Genomic DNA, 16989 nt, shown 5'->3' with positions numbered 1-16989 from the left:
CGACTACCCCCTCGAAAAGTTGGCCATCCTATTCCTGAAATGCCTCTTCCCTTGTGTGTCGAATGGAGGGGACGAGGACGGCGACGAGGGCGATCACGGCTACTGCCAGCAGAGCTGCGGAGATGGGATGGGTGAGGAAGACCATAGGGTCGCCGCGGGAAATCAGCATCGCCCGCCGCAGGTACTCCTCCAGCATGGGGCCGATGACGAAGCCGAGCAGCAGCGGCGCCGGCTCGCATTCCAGCTTCACCAGGACGTAACCCAGCACTCCGAACAGCGCCATGGTGTACACGTCCATCGGGTTGTTGTTCACGCTGTAGACGCCGATGCAGCAGAACACCACGATCGCCGGAAACAAGAAGTGGTACGACACGCTGAGCAGCCGCACCCACAGCCCGATCAGCGGCAGGTTCAAGAGCACCAGCATCACGTTGCCGATCCACATGGAGGCGATCAGCCCCCAGAACAGCTCCGGCTTCTCGCTCATCACGTTAGGGCCAGGCGTGATGCCCTGGATGATCATCGCCCCGATCATCAGCGCCATCACCGGGTTGGAGGGGATGCCCAGGGTGAGCATCGGGATGAAGGAGGTCTGCGCGCCGGCGTTGTTGGCGCTCTCTGGCCCCGCCACCCCCTCGATGGCGCCACGCCCAAACTCCCGCGGGGTCTTCGACACCTTCTTCTCCAGCGAGTAGGAGGCGAAGGAGGACAGCATCGCATCGCCCCGCCCCCCCCGGCAAGATGCCGAGAAAGATCGTGGGAGAAGCGGGCTAATCGCAAACTTCGGCCAAAACCGTTTCAAAAACCGTTTCAGTTCTCGAAACTGAAACGGCGAAAACGCCATAAGTCTTTGATTTATTTGGTGGGCGCACTAGGGCTCGAACCTAGGACCCGCTGATTAAGAGTTAGCTTATTGGAGGCCAGAGCCCGACATAACGGCAATCATAGATTGCAACGGCGCACCCGACACGATTCGAACGTGTGGCCTTCGCCTTCGGAGAGCAACTGTCGATCCCTTTCATCGAAGAGAACTGGCGCGCCGAATCGGGAAGTGCACCCACCTATTTTTATCCGCAGATAGCCCTCCTATCTACGCCTTTCGAAAAGGCCTTCCCTGCTCGCCTGCTCATGTTGCATCGATGCCCGCGCAACAGCGTGAGCCGCCGGAGACTGTCAAGACCGTCGGTGATTCTGAGTGACGGTCACGCTCAGGGGAAACACCTCGCGCTCGGCAATCACGCCATGATCGGCGGTGCAACGCTGACGCGCCGCCACTCACAGGAGGCAGTATGTCTGAGACCAAATTTCTCACGCCCGAAGAGGTTAGCGAGCGCTATCGTGGAGGCGTGTCCGTAGGAACACTTCGAAATTGGCGCGCCATGAAAATTGGCCCGTCGTTCGTCAAAGTCGGCAAGGCCGTCCTCTATCCGATCGACGCGCTTGAAGCATGGGACGAAGGGAACAGAGTTCAATGCCGTGCTTCACAGCGCGTCAACGAGCATCTCGATGATCGCTCGTGATGGTCACGATTGAGCATTACAAACATACCCCACTCCCCGGCACTACTCACTCGCGGTGTTGTAAAAATCAAATAAATTTCATGATGTTATGAAATCACTTTGGGTGTGCCACAACCATCCCTCGGGCGATCCGACCCCCTCGCGCGCCGACATCGACATGACGCGGAGAATCATCGACGTGGCCAAGCCCCTCGGCATTGAGGTGCACGACCACATCATCGTCGGCAAGGACGGGCATGCGAGCCTGAAGGGGCTGCGGCTGATCTGACGCGGTCGGAACACACCACGCGCGGGATGAAGTGAAGCCGCTTCAGAGCGCGGGGAAGTTCTGGGGTCCTGACCCATAAAACAGTTTTCGTTTACAGCGGGTTGTGGTTCAAAACCTTCAATAGGGAAGGCGCGCTGAATCGGAACCTCTTCTGGCTGACGGACGCACAGTTCGCGCGGATTGTGCCGCACCTGCCGCGGGACACACGCGGCAAGCCCCCGTCGATGACCGCCGGGTGATCAGTGGAATTGTCCAGGTGCTGAAGTCGAGCGGGCGCTGGATCGATGCGCCCCCCGCCGCCACGCCCGCCTCTTCGCGGCCTCCGGCTTCACCCCGGCCCTGTTCAACCGCCGGGGCTGGGACGGCTTCGGCTTCACCACCACGGACGATTTCGTCACCGGCTTCGTCGAGAACCATTTCCTGCCGCAGGACCCCAACAATCTGCTGCTGCTTGCCCGCAAGTGGCGGGATGGCGATGTCTCGCGCCATGCCGGCGGCGACCTCGCCACCGCGCTCGGCCGCATCCGCGCCCTGACTCATGTCATCGCCATCGATGAGGATGCGTTCTTCCCGCTCGAGGACATCGCCGCAGAACAGGCCCTGGTCCCCGGCAGCGCGCTGAAGCGGGTTTCCTCCATCTGGGGGCATCTCGCCCTCTTCGGCGTGGATGCCGGCTAGAGTTCCGTGGTCGACGGCTACCTGTCCGAACTCCTCGCCACGCCCGCCTGACGCGCGCGACCGGCACCGGCCTGCCCCTGACCTTCCCGATCTGGAGACAACCATGACTGTCGTCGACGACCGTCCCGCCATCGATCCGTATCCACGTCGCCCACGTCATCATCGACGGCGTCGTTGATGGCGCTTACGCCCGGGGCGCCTTCCCTGATTTCGTGGCGGCCAGCGGCGGACCTCCGAATTCGCCTCAACCCTCAACCCGGGACACCAGCCTGCTCATCGAGAGAGGGGACGTGGCCGTCTCCTGGCCGGTGGCGGGGGGACGGAGGTTTGGCCTATATACGGCGGCTCGCGAAACGCGATCCACAACCGAAGAGTGACCCGTGATCCCCTGGCTGCAGCTCGACACCGCGCAAGTGCCCGATGGCGGCGGCCAACTCCGCCTGATGCAGCGCGGTGCGGAATTCTCGATCATGGCGGGCTCCATCGAGCTGATGAACAGTCGCCTCAGCGGGTCGGAAGAGGCGCTCGCCACGATGGTCTGCGCCAGGCTTCGGGACCGCCCCAAGCCACATGTGCTCATCGGGGGGCTGGGCATGGGCTTTACCCTTCGCGCGGCGCTCGCCGAACTCGGGCCCGATGCCCGCGTCATGGTGGCGGAACTGGTGCCGGCGGTGGTCGCGTGGGCGCGCGGCCCCATGGCGGAGATCTTCAAAGGTTGCCTGTCCAATCCGCGCGTCAGCATCCGCGAAGAGGACGTGGGCGGCCCGATCCGCGCCGGCCGGGCGACTTTCGATGCGATCCTGCTTGATGTCGACAATGGGCCCGAAGGGCTGACACGCGAGGCCAACGACCGGCTTTACGATAGTGCCGGCCTCAACGCGGCCAGGGCGGCACTGCGGCCCGGCGGCGTGCTGGCCGTCTGGTCATCGAGACCGGACCAGAATTTCACCCAGCGGCTTCGCAAGGCGGGGTTTAGCGTCGAAGAGGCGCGCGTGCGGGCCAATGGAGGGCGCGGGGGGGCGCGCCACATCATCTGGATCGCCACCAATCCGGAGGTTCGCCCTCCCGGCCCTGCCCGGCACAGGCCGGCCTGATGACGGAGAGCGGATCCTGGAAACGTCCCTTTACCTGCCCGTGAAAGCGTTTCTGGAAGGCCTCGGCTTTGCCGTCAAAGGCGAGGTCGGCGGCTGCGACCTGGTTGCGCTTGCAGGAGACGGAATACCGATCGTGGTCATCGGGGAATTGAAGCTCAGCTTCAATCTGGAACTCGTCCTCCAGGCCGTCGACCGCGCCACCGCCTGCGACGAGGTCTGGCTTGCAGCGCGCACATCGGTGCGCGGAAACGGACGGGAAAGCGACCAGCGTTTCCGCAACCTGTGTCGGCGCCTTGGTTTCGGGATGCTCGGCGTCTCGCCTGCGGGAGAGGTGACGATCATCGTCAGCCCCACGTCTCCCATGCCGCGCAAGGATCCGCGCCGCAGGTCGCGGCTCGTGGATGAGCACCGGCGCCGGCTGGGCGATCCGGCGGTGGGGGGCGGGTCTCGTACACCCATCATGACCGCATATCGGCAGCAGGCGCTCGCCTGCGCCCTGGCCATGGCGGAGGCCCCTAAACGCCCGCGCGATCTTCGTGCATTCGCGCCCAACGCGGGAAAAATCCTTCTGGACAATGTCTATGGCTGGTTCGCCCGTGCGGATCGCGGCATCTACGGCCTCACGCCGGCGGGGCGCGAGGCGCTGATCCGCTGGCAGGCGGTTCCCGGTTCCCCGGCTTCGGCCGGCGATGGTTGAACCAGCCGACCCAAGTGAGCGTCGCGAACGCGACGGCCTCGAAAGATGGGCATGGACCACGTAAAAGTTCGGGGCGACGTCACGGACGTTCCCCCTGTCGCGGCATTGACCGGATGACGGACAATACGCGATGGGGGAAGGCGTAGTCTGGTTCAGCCCCCCGGTGCCATCTGCACGGCGAAGGTCATCACGGTGCCGCGAGTGGATCAAGGCGTTGTGGTTCGACCCGCCTCGAACTGCGCTAATTGGATGGAGATGTAGCCCTGTTGTTCCAGCTCAGCCCGGTGACCATTCCAGTCGTTGTCAGGACGAGGCCGACGAGAGCGGCGGAGCTGGGGCGCTCGCCGAGCAGCAGATAGCCCCCCAGCGTGGCGAGGCCCGGCACCAGGGCGGTGAACATGGCCATTCTCGCCGCGCCGAGCAGCGCGACCGCGCGCGTGTAGGCGAACACCGAGACGACGCCAATCAACACGCCCTGGAAGACGCCCTGAAGGACCAGGTCTCCCCAACTCGCCCTGAACAGACCAGTGCCCGGCAGCCATCCGTAGACGGGCAGAAACGCGAGCCCGGACAGGCCTGCGACGATCGCCGCCGCCTGCACCGCGGGCAGGCCGAGGCGCCTGACGTAGAGGCCATAGCCGGACCAGCAGAAGGATGCCGCGAGAAGACACAGATCTCCGGCCAGCAGCGCTGGGGAGGATTGCCGCACGCCGTCCCAGGCCATCGTCGCGACGCCCAGGGTGATCCCGGCGAGAGCCAAGCCGCGCCGCGGGGCGATCCTCTGCCCGCCCAGAACCCGCAACAGTACGGCCGTCGTCAACGCGAGCGTTCCGTGGAGCAGGATGGCGCCGTGCGCGGCCGGCGCGAGGGCAAAGCCGGCATAGGCGAACAGGGCGAAGCCAAGGCCCCCGAGCACCGCGAGGCCGGCGGCCTGGGCCGGCCGCAGGCCGCTCAGGCCGTGGCGGATGAGCACCGGCGACAGAAGCAGCCCGCCGATGCCGAACCGCAACGCCGCGATGTCCGGCAGGGAGAGCGTGGTGGAAAGCCCGAGGCGCGAGAGCAGCACGAAGCCCGAAAACAGAGACACGACGACGCCCGCATAGAGCGTTTTCGAGCGAAGTGGATGCCGGTTCGCGTAAAGAAAATGCGTAAACTCAATGACCTAGAGCATTTCCACGATTCAGTGAAACGGGGAAATGCTCTAGGCGAGACCACGCGCACGCTGCGTCCTCGACACGTCATCCGGCATCGGGCTGATTCTCGATATGGGCCTGCCTCTGGCGTGCGTCCGGGCCGGAGCCTGACCGGGGCGCTCGCCGGGGCGGTGTCGGATCGGCCACCCCGCGAGGGGCGGTGATGGAGGCGAGCTTATGATGGGAGCAGCGCCCCGCCGATTCACTCAGCGGTATACTTCCGCGGACTTCGAAGGCGACCGGAGGGGAACGGGGCTGGGGGCCGCGTCACGCCTCGGCGGAGGAGGCTTGGGCGGCGGAGGCTTGGGCGGCGGAGGCTTGCAGCCGACGCGGATGCGCCCCGATGAGTGATCTTGCGGCGGCGCCGGCCTCATCGAACCAGCTTGCCTCCCGATGGACCAGGGAGGCGGAGAAAGCGCCGTCGAGCAGGAGCAGGATTTGCCGCGACAGGGCGGCGGGGGCCTCGAAGCCGGCGCGTTCCATTTCCCCGGCCAGCCATCCTGCGAACGCGGCCTTGTGGCGGGCGCCGATCTTCACGGCCGGATGGCCCGGCAAGGCCGCGAGTTCCGCCGTGGTCCGCAGGAAGCCGCACCCTTTCCATTTCGGATGGCGCGCGCTTCGTGCCAGCGCCTCGAAGATGGCCGCGACCTTCTCGTCCGGCCCGCCCCCGGCCGCAGCGAACCACGCCGCCATCTGCTTCAGGTTGGGCTGGTCGCGCGCATCGAGATAGGCGGCGACGAGGTCGTCCTTGCTGTCGAAGTGATAATAGAGGGTGCGCTTGGTGACGCCCGCCTTCTCGGCCACCGCGTCCATGCTGACGCGCCCGATCCCCTCGGAATAGAACAGCTTGGATGCGGCCTGAACGATCTTTCCGCGGGTGTCCAGAGGCTTCGGCATGATCGCAAGGTATACCGTACAGTGAGTATACTCAAGCGCCAGCCGGCCCCATCGTGCCCTCCTCGCCGAACGAGAGGAGACACCCCATGACGGCACTTGTCCTGAAGACGGTCGAGGGCGCGATCGCGACCTTGACCCTCAACCGCCCCGAGAAGCTGAACGCCCTGAGCTACGAGACCGTCGATGCGCTGCTGCGCTTCCTGGACGAGATCGAGAGCGATGGCGATATCCGCGGCGTCATCCTCACCGGAACCGGGCGCGCCTTTTCCGCGGGCGGCGACATCCCCGAATTCTCCGCCTCCGTCGCCGAAAGCGCCGAGGCCGCGCTCCGGGACTTCGTGGCGCGGGGCCAGCGGCTCACCGCGCGGGTCGAGGCGTTCCGCAAACCCATCGTCGTGGCCGTCAACGGCCTCGCCTATGGCGGCGGGTGCGAGGTGACGGAAGCCGCCCCCCTCGCCGTCGCCAGCGACCGCGCGACCTTCGCCAAGCCGGAGATTCGCCTCGGCATGCCACCCACCTTCGGCGGCACCCAGCGTCTGCCCCGCCTCGCCGGGCGCAAGCGCGCCATGGAGCTGCTGCTGACCGGAGAGACTTTCTCACCGCAGCGCGCGCTGGAGCTCGGGCTGGTGAACGCCGTGGTGCCGCACGACGCGTTGCTGCCGAGAGCCCGCGAGCTGCTGGAGCGCATCCTGGTCCATTCCCCGCTCGCCGTCGCCGCCATCCTCACGGCGGTGACGCGCGGCATCAACGTGCCCATCGCCGAGGGCCTGCTGGTGGAGGCAGAGCAGTTCGCCCGCATGGCGCCCACCGCCGACCTGCGCGAGGGCCTCGACGCCTGGATCGGGCGGCGCGCGCCCGCCTATCCGGGCCTGTGGTCGGCGACCGCGGAGCGCTGAGCCATGGAGGGACATACCAGCTTCAGCCGCGAGGTCTTCGCCGCCTTCGCTGCAGATGACCGCCCGGGTCCGGTGCACATGCTGAACCTGATCCGGCTTCGCCCGCAGGTGGCCTATGTGGACGGGCGCATCTCCACCGGCTTGGAGGCCTACGACGCCTACAGCCGGCTCAGCGCGCCAGTGCTCGCCGAGATCGGCGGGCGCATCGTGTGGCGCGGCGACTTCGAGCTTTCCATGGTCGGGCCGCCCGAGACGTCCTGGGACATCGCCTTCATCGCCGAATATCCGAGCCCGGCGGCATTCGTGACCATGGTGCGCGATCCGCGCTACCGAGCGGCCATGGCGCACCGGCAGGCGGGCGTTGCCGACAGCCGGCTGATCCGGTTCGCCGCACTCCCGCCCGGAACCGGGTTTGCCGGGTGAGCGCACCGGCGCGGCATCGCCAGATGCCGCGCCGGCCTGTCATTTCGGCAGACAGCCAGCAGGCCATCCCGCATCCGCGGCGGCCCTCCCCTCCCCGATCAGCCAGCGCGCGAACGCGTCCATGTTCCGCGGATTGCGCGTCGCCTTGTTCCGGACGAGGTAGAAGCCCGTATCCAGCTCGATGGCCGGCCCCAGCACCCGCAGGCGGCCGGAGGCGAGATGCGCGTCGAGATAGCGGGCATCGGTGAGAACGATCCCCGCCCCCGCCAGAGCCGCTTCGAGCGCCTGCGCCCTGTTCTCCACCACGATGCCGCCCTCCGGCGCGGCGCCCCTCTGCCCCGAGGCCTGCCACCACCGGGGCCAATCGCGAAAGCGGGCGCGGGCGCGAATAGGCGGCCAGGCGGAGGCAGGCGCGAGGTCGAGGGCAAGGTCGGGTGCAAGGTCGAGGGCAAGGTCGAGGGCAAGGCCTGGGGCCGCCGCGGGAACCAGCGTTTCCCGGAACAGCAGCGTCGCTTCCACCCCCGGCCAGTCGCCCGACCCGTTGCGGATGGCGCAATCCACGTCCTCCGCATCAAGGTCCACCACCCTCTGCGTCGTCAGCACGGCGATCTCGATGCCGGGATGCGCGCGCAGGAACCGGGGCAGGCGCGGCAGCAGCCAGTTGGCGGCCAGCGTGTTCACGGTCGAAAGCCGGATCTCCCGGCGCCGCCGCTGCAGCGGCGCGACGGCGGCCTCGATCTTCCCGATGGCATCGCCCATGGCGGCGAGCAAGGCGATGCCGTCGTCGGTCAGCATCGAGACCCGGCCGGTCCTGGCGACCAGCTGCGCCCCGAGCTCGGCCTCCAGATCGGCGATGCGGTGGGAGAGCGCCGACCGCGAGATGCCCAGCGCCTCGGCCGCGGCCCCCTGCCGCTTATGCCGAGCCAGCGCATCGAGGGCGGCAAGGCCACGCAGCGATGGCAGACTGGACGACATGGGCCTTCCTCTTCCCCGGTCCGCACCGACCGGACAGAATGGTGAGAACTTCTCACCGATTTGAGCGCAAACATCCGCTAGTTTCCAGCACGGATGAACACCCAGGAGCCCTTCATGACAGCCCCCGCGCGCGCGCCGCTCGCAGCGATGGACGTGCCGCCCCGCCGCAAGCCCTCGAACTACCCAGCCCCGTTCGCGGCGCGCGTGTCAGGCCGGGAAAAGCGCCAGCTGGGCGATGCCTTCGGCCTCTCGCGCTTCGGCGTCAACCTCACCACGCTGGCGCCCGGCGCGCAGTCCGCGCTGCTCCATCGGCACACACGGCAGGAGGAGTTCGTCTACATCCTCGGCGGCACGCCCACCCTGCGCACGGACGAGGGCGAGTTTGCCCTCCGCCCCGGCATGTGCATCGGCTTCCCCGCGAACGGGCTGGCGCACCACCTCGTCAACCGCACGACGGAAGAGGTCCGCTACCTGGAGATCGGCGACCGCGACCCGCAGGACGCGGGCGACTATCCGGAAGACGACCTCGTGGCGCGCTTCTCCGCGCAGGGCTGGTCCTTCACCCGCAAGGACGGCACGCCGTGGTGAGGCACGCATGATTTCCCATGTGAATGTTGGCGCCAATGACACGGCTGCCGCCCGGCGCTTCTACCATCCGCTGATGGCGCGCCTTGGCTGGCGTCTGCGCGTCTCAAATCGCCCAGCACTTCAGGCCTGACATGGTGTACTTCTTAAAGTGCGATGAAAACAGCTTTCCACGCCCATCCATTGCGTGGATGAATTGAAATGACGTGAGAACTGGTGATTCATCACAAAGAAAAGCCCCCTTTAGGGGGCTTTTCTCCCGAACAGCTTCTTGACGACGCCGACCATCGCCGGGCCGTTTGGTTTCAACCGTGCAGATCGAAGCGATCAAGGTTGGTCACCTTGGTCCATGCGGCGACGAAGTCGGTGACGAACTTCTCCTTCGCATCCGTGCTGGCGTAAACCTCGGCCAAGGCGCGCAGCACCGAGTTCGAGCCGAACACGAGGTCGACGCGGGTGCCGGTCCATTTGAGTTCGCCGGTCTTGCGGTCACGCCCCTGGAACACGTCCTTGGCCTCGGGGGCCGCCGTCCACTGGGTGGCCATATCCAGCAGGTTGACGAAGAAGTCGTTGGTCAGCACGCCCGGCTGGTCGGTGAGCACGCCGTGGGCGGAGCCGCCCACATTGATGTTGATCGCGCGCAGGCCGCCGATCAGCACGGTCAGCTCAGGCGCGGTCAGGGTGAGCAGTTGCGCCTTGTCGATCAGGACCACCTCGGCAGGCGCCGAAAGCTGGGCGTGCTGGTAGTTGCGGAAGCCATCCGCGGCCGGTTCGAGCACGTCGAACGTGGTCACGTCCGTCTGCTCCTGCGCGGCGTCGGTGCGGCCGGGCACGAACGGCACGCTCACCTCGTGGCCGGCGGCCTTCGCCGCCTGCTCGACGCCGGCATTGCCGGCCAGCACGATCAGGTCGGCCAGCGAAACCTTCTTGCCATCAGCCGCCGCCTGATTGAACTCGCGCTGGATCGCTTCCAATGCCTTGAGCACCCAGGCCAATTGCTCGGGCTGGTTGACCTCCCAGTCCTTCTGCGGGGCAAGGCGGATGCGCGCGCCGTTGGCACCGCCGCGCTTGTCTCCGCCCCGGAAGGTGGAGGCCGAGGCCCAGGCGGTGCCGACCAGTTCGGACACGGTCAGGCCCGTGGCCAGAACCTTGGCCTTGAGCGCGGCGGCGTCGGCACTGTTGATCAAGGGATGGTCGACGGCGGGCACCGGATCCTGCCAGATCAGCACTTCCTTCGGCACTTCCGGGCCGAGATAGCGCGAACGCGGACCCAGGTCCCGATGGGTCAGCTTGAACCAGGCCCGGGCAAACGCCTCGGCGAAGGCCTGCGGGTTTTCCAGGAAGCGGCGCGAGATCTTCTCGTAGGCCGGGTCGAAGCGCAGCGACAGATCGGTGGTCAGCATGGTCGGCTTGCGCTTTTTCGACGGGTCGTGCGCGTCCGGGATGACGGCCTCGGCGTCCGTCGCCTCCCACTGGATGTGGCCGCCGGGGCTGCGGGTCTGCACCCATTCGAACTTGAACAGATTATCGAAGAAGTGGTTGCTCCACTGCGCCGGCGTCTGGGTCCAGGTGACTTCAAGTCCGCTGCCGATGGCATCGGCGGCGCTGCCGGTGCCGTAGTCGCTGATCCAGCCCAGGCCCTGCGCCTCGAGGCCGGCGGCTTCGGGCTCCGGTCCCTTGTGGGACTCGGGCGCGGCACCGTGGGTCTTGCCGAAGGTATGGCCGCCGCCGATCAGGGCGACGGTTTCCTCGTCGTTCATCGCCATGCGCTTGAAGGTTTCGCGGATGAATGCGGCAGCGGAAACCGGGTCGCCGTTGGCGTTCGGACCTTCCGGATTGACGTAGATCAGGCCCATCTCGGTGGCGCTGAGCGGATTGGGAAACGCATCGAGCGGCCGGTGGGTCAGCCAGGTGGTCTCGGACCCCCAGTTCACGTCCTGATCCGGCTCCCAGGTGTCTTCGCGGCCGGCGGCAAAGCCGAAGGTGCGAAAACCCATGGTCTCCAGCGCCACGTTGCCGGTGAGGATCAGGAGGTCGGCCCAGGAAATCTTCTGCCCGTATTTCTGCTTGATCGGCCACAGCAGGCGGCGCGACTTGTCGATGTTCACATTGTCCGGCCAGCTGTCGAGCGGGGCGAAACGCTGCTGGCCGCGACCGCCGCCGCCCCGGCCATCGCTCAGGCGGTAGGTGCCGGCGGCGTGCCAGGACATGCGGATGAACTGCGGACCATAGTGGCCGAAGTCGGCCGGCCACCACTCCTGCGAGTTGGTCATCAGCTTGCGCAGGTCGCTCTTCAGCGCCTCGTAGTCGAGCTTCGTGAACTCCTCACGGTAGTTGAACGTTTGGCCCAGCGGATCGGATTTGGACGAATGCTGGTTCAGCAGGTCAAGGCGCAACTGCTTCGGCCACCAGTGGCGGTTCTCGGTGCCGCCGCCGGCGACGAGCTTGGAGGCATCACCCGAAAACGGGCATTTGGCTTCAGTTGTCATGGCTCTTCTTTCCTTTGGCTTGCTGTGTCGTCACAATCCTGGCAAATACCGCGAAAGACGATGCTGGCTTCGAGGATGCGCATGCCGTGCGTATCGCATGGTTCGATGCAGGGAGCATGACCGACGACACAGTCGACATCTTCGATACGGCCGCATCGAATGCATTGGATGTGGTGGTGATTGTCTTCAATACGGGTTTCGTACCGCGCGCTGGCGGAATCCGGCAGGCTGATGCGACGGATCAGGCCCTTCGCGGAAAGCCCTTGCACGATCAGGTGGACGGCTTGAAGAGAGAGGGTCGGCAGCGCGGGACGCACCGCCCGAAAGATGGCTTCGGCATCGGCATGCGGATGGTGGTGCAGGAAATCCAGGACCGTGACGCGCTGCACGGTGGCGCGCAGCCCTTTGGCTCTCAGGGCTTGAACCCAGTCAGGGGTGCGGTGGATGGCCGGCTGAGGCATGCCGGCAGTATGGATCTTATTGTGATGGGTTCAATATAGAGAGTTATTCAAAATATCGAGAGACGGCTTTACCCACCCGGTCGGCTCAGCCCGATCGGTGAATCCGTCTCGGAAATCATGAAATGGAACGTGCTGTCCGATCAGCGCGGAGCGCAGGCGGATCGGTGCGTGACGTCGTGCGTGACTTCGAGCGTGACTTGGCCGCTTTCGGTCACGTCCTTCCGGACAGCGCGATCCAGTCCGTAAACGTGTCGAAGAAGGCCGCGACCGACGAAACATCGGCCGCATCGACCACATGCCCGGCAGCCTCGTGCCCGGCGGATACAAACTCCGCGACGGCGCGCTCCAGCTTATTCGCATCCCGGCCGGTGACAACCCGACGGGCTCCCAGCCCGGCGGCGTTGAGCGCGGTCGCCTTGCCGAAGCCGGACGTCCCGCCGATGAAGACGACGGTCTTGCCCTTGAGGCTCACCCTGCCGTCCTTTCCAGTGTCATTGGCTCCGCGGCGGACGGCGGGGAGCCGGTCGTCATCGCGATCGCTTTCGCAGAACACCTGCTGGACCTCATTCACCGCAGCTGCGTTCTGTCAAAGCTCGGCGAAGGCTTTGGCAATCAGCGTTGCGATCGCCTGATCCGTCTCGCCGGATCCGCCGCTGACGCCGACCGCGCCGATGACTGCACAGCCGAGGAGGAGCGGCATGCCGCCCTCGAGCGGCAGCAGCCCCGGTAGGGTCGCCATGGACGATCTTCTCTACGAGGGAAGCGACGATGCGGGCGATGCCGGCACCCTTCAGTAGCCCTCTATCCGATCGACGCGCTCGAAGCATGGGACGAAAGGAACAGAGTTCAATGCCCTGCTTCACAGTGCGTCAAAGAGCTGGCCGATGATCGCTCGTGATGATCACGATCGAGCATTGCAGACTGCGCCACAACCATCCCTCGGGGGATCCGACCCCCTCGCGCCGACATCGACATGACGCGACGAATCATCGATGTGGCCAAGCCCCTCGGCATCGAGGTGCACGACCACATCATCGTCGGCAAGGACGGCCACGCGAGCCTGAAGGGCCTGCCGCTGATCTGACCCAGCCCCGGCGGGTCTCAATGGCCGGAGAAGGCGACCAGCGTGCGCACCGATACGCCCGCGAGCCGCAGCTTTTCCGCGCCCCCGAGGTCCGGCAGGTCGACGATGAAGCAGGCCGCCTCCACCACCGCGCCGCAAGTCTGAAGCAGCTTCACCGCGCCGGTGGCGGTGCCGCCCGTGGCGACCAGATCGTCCACCAGCAGCACCCGCTCGCCGGGGACGATGGCATCCACATGCATCTCGATTTCGTCCTCGCCATATTCGAGGGCGTAGGCCATGCGCACGGTCTGGTGGGGCAGCTTGCCCTTCTTGCGGATCGGCACGAAGCCCGCCGAAAGCTGGTGCGCCACCGCCCCGCCGAGGATGAAGCCCCGCGCCTCGATGCCCGCCACCTTGTCGATCTTGGCGCCCGCCCAGGGCTGCACCAGTTCGTCCACCGCCCGGCGGAAGGCACGGGCATCGCCGAGCAGGGTGGTGATGTCGCGGAACAGGATGCCCGGCTTGGGATAGTCCGGAATGGTGCGGATGCTGGCAGCAAAATCGGCGGGTGACATCGGGCGCTCCGGAAAAGGGGTGCGCTTCATTAGAGCGCGATCCGAGCAAATTGAACCCGTTTGCTCGGTGAATCGCCCTCTAAACTTGTGGGAGGGAACGCGCTATCCGATCAGATAGCGATGCGATCTGATCGGCGCGTGCTCCAGAGCGCGATCCGGCGGCGGAAAACATGTTGATGCGGCAATCCCTCGCGGTGAGGGAGACGGCTCGCCTGCACCCGAGCCGACTACGCCGAGGCCGAGCAATGGCGCAGCGTGATCGCGAACGGGCCGGGTGCTTTCCGCGCCGGCGACCCGGCGAAGAAAAAGGGCCCCGAAGGGCCCGTGATCGGCCAAGAAAAAGGGCCCCGAAGGGCCCTTGATCGCGCTGGGCAGGCTGGCGCTCAGTGCGCCACGTGCTGCCACACCTTCTTCTTGGTGAAATAGAGCAGGCCGGACAGGACGATGAGGAAGATCATCACCTGGAAGCCGATGCGCTTGCGATCTCCCAGATGGGGCTCCGCCACCCACATCATGAAGGCGGCGACGTCCTGGGAATACTGGTCCACGGTCTGCGGCGCACCGTCCGAATATTCCACCTGACCGTCGCTGATCGGCTTCGGCATGGCAATCTGGTTGCCCGGGAAATACCGGTTGTAGCTCAGGCCCGGCTGAAGATGCACGCCGGCCGGCGCATCCTCGTAACCGGTGAGCAGCGCGTGGATATAGTCCACGCCGTGCTCCTGATACTGGATGAAGGCGTCGGTGATGAAGCCGGGGAAGCCCACATGGTAGGAGCGGGCCTTGGCGAGCACGGAGAAGTCCGGCGGGTACGCACCGCCGTTGGCCGCGCGGGCCGCATTGTCGTTGGGGAACGGCGCCGGCCAGTGGTCCGAAAGGCGGCCGGGACGCTGGAACATGTCGCCGGCGTCGTTCGGGCCATCGGTGATCTGGTACTCGCTCGCCACCTGCTTGGCCTGGGCTTCGGTGAAGCCCGGCCCGCCGGGCGCGGCAAGGTTGCGGAAGTAGAGGAAGTTCGCGGAGTGGCAGGCACTGCACACCTCCTTGAACACCTTGAAGCCGCGCTGGAGCTGGCCGCGATCGTAGGTGCCGAAGGGACCTGCGAACGACCAGGACAGGCGGTGCGGGCGGTTGTCATGACCGCCGCCTTCCGCCGCCAAGGCGCCGGATGCGCCCGAAGCCAGAAGGAGCGCCGCCGCGACGGCACCGAAGAGACTGCTACGAATGGTCATTGCTGTTCTCTCCGCGCCGGCTCACTTGGTCTCGGGACCGGCCGCGCCGGCAACCACCACCGCTCCGCCCTTGCTTTTGGCGAGGACGGCATCCGCGATGGAGGCCGGCACGGGCTTCGGGCGTTCGAACAGGCCGAGCAGCGGCAGGATGACGAGGAAGTGGGCGAAGTAATAGATGGTGAAGATGCGCGACAGTGCCAGGGACAAGCCCTCTGCCGGCTGCGAGCCGAGATAGCCGAGGCCGACAGACACCACCACGAACACCCAGAAGAACTGGCGGAACAGCGGGCGATACTTGGCCGAGCGCACCTTGGAGGTGTCGAGCCAGGGCAGGAACGCCAGCACGACGATGGCCGCGAACATGGCCAGCACGCCGCCGAGCTTGTCCGGGACAGCGCGCAGGATCGCGTAGAACGGCAGGTAATACCATTCGGGCACGATGTGGGCCGGGGTCACAAGCGGGTTGGCCGGGATGTAATTGTCCGAGTGGCCGAGATAGTTCGGGATATAGAAGATGAACCAGGAGAAGAAGATCAGGAACACCACCATGGCGAAGGTGTCCTTGATGGTGGCGTAGGGGGTGAAGGGCACCGTATCCTTCGCCACGTTCTTGATATCGACGCCATCCGGGTTGTTCTGGCCCACATGGTGCAGCGCCCAGATGTGCAGGCCCACGACGCCGGCGATCATGAACGGCAGCAGGTAGTGAAGCGAGAAGAAGCGGTTCAGCGTGGGCGCACCCACCGAGTAACCACCCCAGAGCCACTGCACGATGGTCTCACCCACCAGCGGGATGGCCGAGAACAGGTTGGTGATCACCGTGGCGCCCCAGAACGACATCTGGCCCCAGGGCAGCACGTAACCCATGAAGCCGGTGGCCATCATGAGCAGGTAGATGATCACGCCGAGGATCCACAGCACCTCGCGGGGCGCCTTGTAGGACCCGTAATACATGCCGCGGAACATGTGGATGTAGACCGCGATGAAGAACATCGAGGCGCCGTTGGCGTGGATGTAGCGGATCAGCCAGCCATAGCTCACGTCGCGCATGATGTGCTCGACGCGCTCGAAGGCCACCGGCGCGTAGGCCACGTAGTGCATGGCGAGCACCACGCCGGAGATGATCTGGCAGACCAGCATCAGGCTCAGGATCGCACCGAAGGTCCACATGTAATTGAGATTCTTCGGCACCGGATAGGCGATGGCCGAGGAATGAATCAGCCCGACGATCGGCAAGCGGCTTTCGAACCACTGCGCGACCTTCCCCTTGGGCTGGTAGGTGGAATGTCCTTCCATGGGTCCAACCTTTTTGATAGCGGCGACGATGCGCGCGTCAGCCGATCACGATCTTGGTGTCGGATGTGAAAACGTAGGGCGGGAGCTCCAGATTGAGCGGCGCGGGCCCCTGCCGGATGCGGCCCGACGTGTCATAGACCGAACCATGGCAGGGGCAGAACCAGCCGTTGTACTGGCCCTGGTGGCTCAGCGGCACGCAGCCGAGGTGGGTGCAGATGCCGATCACCACCAGCCACTGGTCCTTGCCCGCCTTCACGCGGTCCTGGTCGGGCTGCGGGTCGGGCAGCGCGGAGAGGGGCGTATCCTGCGCCGACTTGATCTCCTCCGCCGTGCGATGGGAGATGAAAATGGGCTTGCCGCGCCACTGGACAGTGACGATCTGCCCCACGGCGATGGGCGCGATATCCACTTCGGTGGTGGAGAGCGCGAGCACCGAGGCGTCGGGCTGGAGCTGGGAAATGAACGGCCACACCAGCGCAGCGGCCCCGACGGCACCCACCGCGCCAGTGGCGATGTAGAGGAAATCCCGACGCGTCGTCGTGTCCGACGTCTCCGTATGTGCCACGGCGCAGTCCCCGATCTGTTGTCGTCTCGGCGCGCGGCCGCAACCGAGCAGATTGCAAGCCACACGCGATGTGGCGTCGCAT

At 65.9% G+C, this 16989-nt stretch carries 18 protein-coding genes, 1 tRNA gene and 4 pseudogenes; 10 read left to right on the top strand and 13 right to left on the bottom strand.

Going from position 1 to position 16989, the window contains the following annotated elements:
• Positions 1-28: 28 nt before the first annotated feature.
• Positions 29-724 (bottom strand): annotated as a pseudogene (locus V5F48_RS15170) (tripartite tricarboxylate transporter permease); the annotation flags it as partial.
• 234 nt (positions 725-958) lie between these two features.
• Positions 959-1038: transfer RNA gene (locus tag V5F48_RS15165), tRNA-Ser, on the bottom strand.
• Between the two features lie 251 nt (positions 1039-1289).
• Between V5F48_RS15165 and V5F48_RS15160 the strand changes: the two genes are divergently transcribed.
• From V5F48_RS15160 to V5F48_RS15140, 5 genes and pseudogenes are all read left to right on the top strand, one after another.
• Positions 1290-1520, top strand: a complete 231-nt coding sequence (locus V5F48_RS15160) for a helix-turn-helix transcriptional regulator (protein ID WP_394259390.1) — start codon at positions 1290-1292, stop codon at positions 1518-1520.
• 94 nt (positions 1521-1614) lie between these two features.
• A pseudogene (locus V5F48_RS15155) lies at positions 1615-1788 on the top strand (JAB domain-containing protein); the annotation flags it as partial.
• Positions 1789-1922: 134 nt separating this feature from the next.
• Positions 1923-2080, top strand: a pseudogene (locus V5F48_RS15150) (transposase); the annotation flags it as partial.
• A gap of 766 nt (positions 2081-2846) precedes the next feature.
• Positions 2847-3560, top strand: a complete 714-nt coding sequence (locus tag V5F48_RS15145) for a spermidine synthase (protein ID WP_394259389.1) — start codon at positions 2847-2849, stop codon at positions 3558-3560.
• 16 nt (positions 3561-3576) lie between these two features.
• On the top strand, positions 3577-4257 hold the full coding sequence (locus V5F48_RS15140; RefSeq protein ID WP_394109656.1) for a DUF2161 domain-containing phosphodiesterase: 681 nt from the start codon (positions 3577-3579) through the stop codon (positions 4255-4257).
• A 241-nt stretch (positions 4258-4498) separates the two neighbouring features.
• Here V5F48_RS15140 and V5F48_RS15135 read toward each other — a convergent pair whose 3' ends face one another.
• Entirely contained in the window at positions 4499-5344 is an 846-nt protein-coding gene (locus V5F48_RS15135) for a DMT family transporter (protein ID WP_394259388.1), read from the bottom strand.
• Positions 5345-5717: 373 nt separating this feature from the next.
• Positions 5718-6347, bottom strand: coding sequence for a TetR/AcrR family transcriptional regulator (locus V5F48_RS15130; RefSeq protein ID WP_394259387.1), 630 nt, complete (start codon positions 6345-6347; stop codon positions 5718-5720).
• Between the two features lie 86 nt (positions 6348-6433).
• Between V5F48_RS15130 and V5F48_RS15125 the strand changes: the two genes are divergently transcribed.
• Both V5F48_RS15125 and V5F48_RS15120 read left to right on the top strand, forming a co-directional pair.
• Positions 6434-7243 carry a crotonase/enoyl-CoA hydratase family protein gene (locus tag V5F48_RS15125; protein WP_394259386.1) on the top strand — a complete coding sequence of 270 codons (810 nt, stop codon included), beginning with the start codon at positions 6434-6436 and terminating at the stop codon, positions 7241-7243.
• A 3-nt stretch (positions 7244-7246) separates the two neighbouring features.
• The gene (locus V5F48_RS15120; protein ID WP_394109647.1) at positions 7247-7666 is read left to right on the top strand and encodes a DUF1330 domain-containing protein; all 420 of its coding nucleotides are present in this window, start codon (positions 7247-7249) and stop codon (positions 7664-7666) included.
• A gap of 39 nt (positions 7667-7705) precedes the next feature.
• On the opposite strand, the gene V5F48_RS15115 is transcribed toward V5F48_RS15120, so the two are convergent.
• Positions 7706-8641 (bottom strand): LysR substrate-binding domain-containing protein, encoded by a 936-nt coding sequence (locus V5F48_RS15115; protein WP_394259385.1) that lies wholly within the window; start codon positions 8639-8641, stop codon positions 7706-7708.
• A 114-nt stretch (positions 8642-8755) separates the two neighbouring features.
• Between V5F48_RS15115 and V5F48_RS15110 the strand changes: the two genes are divergently transcribed.
• Positions 8756-9229, top strand: coding sequence for a cupin domain-containing protein (locus V5F48_RS15110; protein WP_394259384.1), 474 nt, complete (start codon positions 8756-8758; stop codon positions 9227-9229).
• A gap of 7 nt (positions 9230-9236) precedes the next feature.
• Entirely contained in the window at positions 9237-9359 is a 123-nt protein-coding gene (locus V5F48_RS15105) for a VOC family protein (RefSeq protein ID WP_394259383.1), read from the top strand.
• Between the two features lie 172 nt (positions 9360-9531).
• Here the strand turns inward: V5F48_RS15105 and katG are convergent, their stop codons facing one another.
• The 4 genes from katG to V5F48_RS15085 form a co-directional block, all read right to left on the bottom strand.
• Positions 9532-11715 carry a catalase/peroxidase HPI gene (gene katG / locus V5F48_RS15100; protein ID WP_394259382.1) on the bottom strand — a complete coding sequence of 728 codons (2184 nt, stop codon included), beginning with the start codon at positions 11713-11715 and terminating at the stop codon, positions 9532-9534.
• Positions 11712-12176: a Fur family transcriptional regulator gene (locus tag V5F48_RS15095; protein ID WP_394259381.1), complete on the bottom strand. Its 465-nt coding sequence runs from the start codon at positions 12174-12176 to the stop codon at positions 11712-11714. Before V5F48_RS15095 ends, katG begins: the two co-directional genes overlap by 4 nt.
• 211 nt (positions 12177-12387) lie before the next feature.
• The gene (locus V5F48_RS15090) at positions 12388-12747 is read right to left on the bottom strand and encodes an SDR family NAD(P)-dependent oxidoreductase (protein ID WP_394259380.1); all 360 of its coding nucleotides are present in this window, start codon (positions 12745-12747) and stop codon (positions 12388-12390) included.
• A gap of 15 nt (positions 12748-12762) precedes the next feature.
• The gene (locus V5F48_RS15085; RefSeq protein WP_394259379.1) at positions 12763-12915 is read right to left on the bottom strand and encodes a heme-binding protein; all 153 of its coding nucleotides are present in this window, start codon (positions 12913-12915) and stop codon (positions 12763-12765) included.
• 182 nt (positions 12916-13097) lie between these two features.
• On the opposite strand from V5F48_RS15085, the pseudogene V5F48_RS15080 reads away from it, so the two are divergent.
• Positions 13098-13260 (top strand): annotated as a pseudogene (locus V5F48_RS15080) (JAB domain-containing protein); the annotation flags it as partial.
• 17 nt (positions 13261-13277) lie between these two features.
• Here the strand turns inward: V5F48_RS15080 and V5F48_RS15075 are convergent.
• The 4 genes from V5F48_RS15075 to petA all read right to left on the bottom strand — a co-directional run bounded on the left by V5F48_RS15075 (position 13278) and on the right by petA (position 16907).
• Entirely contained in the window at positions 13278-13814 is a 537-nt protein-coding gene (locus V5F48_RS15075; protein WP_394259378.1) for an adenine phosphoribosyltransferase, read from the bottom strand.
• 383 nt (positions 13815-14197) lie between these two features.
• A complete protein-coding gene (locus V5F48_RS15070) occupies positions 14198-15046 on the bottom strand; it encodes a cytochrome c1 (protein ID WP_394259377.1) in 849 nt (282 codons plus the stop codon).
• A gap of 21 nt (positions 15047-15067) precedes the next feature.
• Positions 15068-16342 (bottom strand): cytochrome b, encoded by a 1275-nt coding sequence (locus tag V5F48_RS15065; protein ID WP_394110334.1) that lies wholly within the window; start codon positions 16340-16342, stop codon positions 15068-15070.
• 37 nt (positions 16343-16379) lie between these two features.
• On the bottom strand, positions 16380-16907 hold the full coding sequence (petA, locus tag V5F48_RS15060) for a ubiquinol-cytochrome c reductase iron-sulfur subunit (RefSeq protein WP_394110335.1): 528 nt from the start codon (positions 16905-16907) through the stop codon (positions 16380-16382).
• Positions 16908-16989: the final 82 nt, after the last annotated feature.

Origin of the sequence: Xanthobacter autotrophicus ATCC 700552, from assembly GCF_043194565.1 — a bacterium.
In the GTDB taxonomy this organism is placed as follows: Bacteria; Pseudomonadota; Alphaproteobacteria; order Rhizobiales; family Xanthobacteraceae; genus Xanthobacter; species Xanthobacter autotrophicus_F.
Note: the sequence above shows the minus strand (reverse complement) of the source record. Positions and strands in the feature narration are given on the sequence as shown.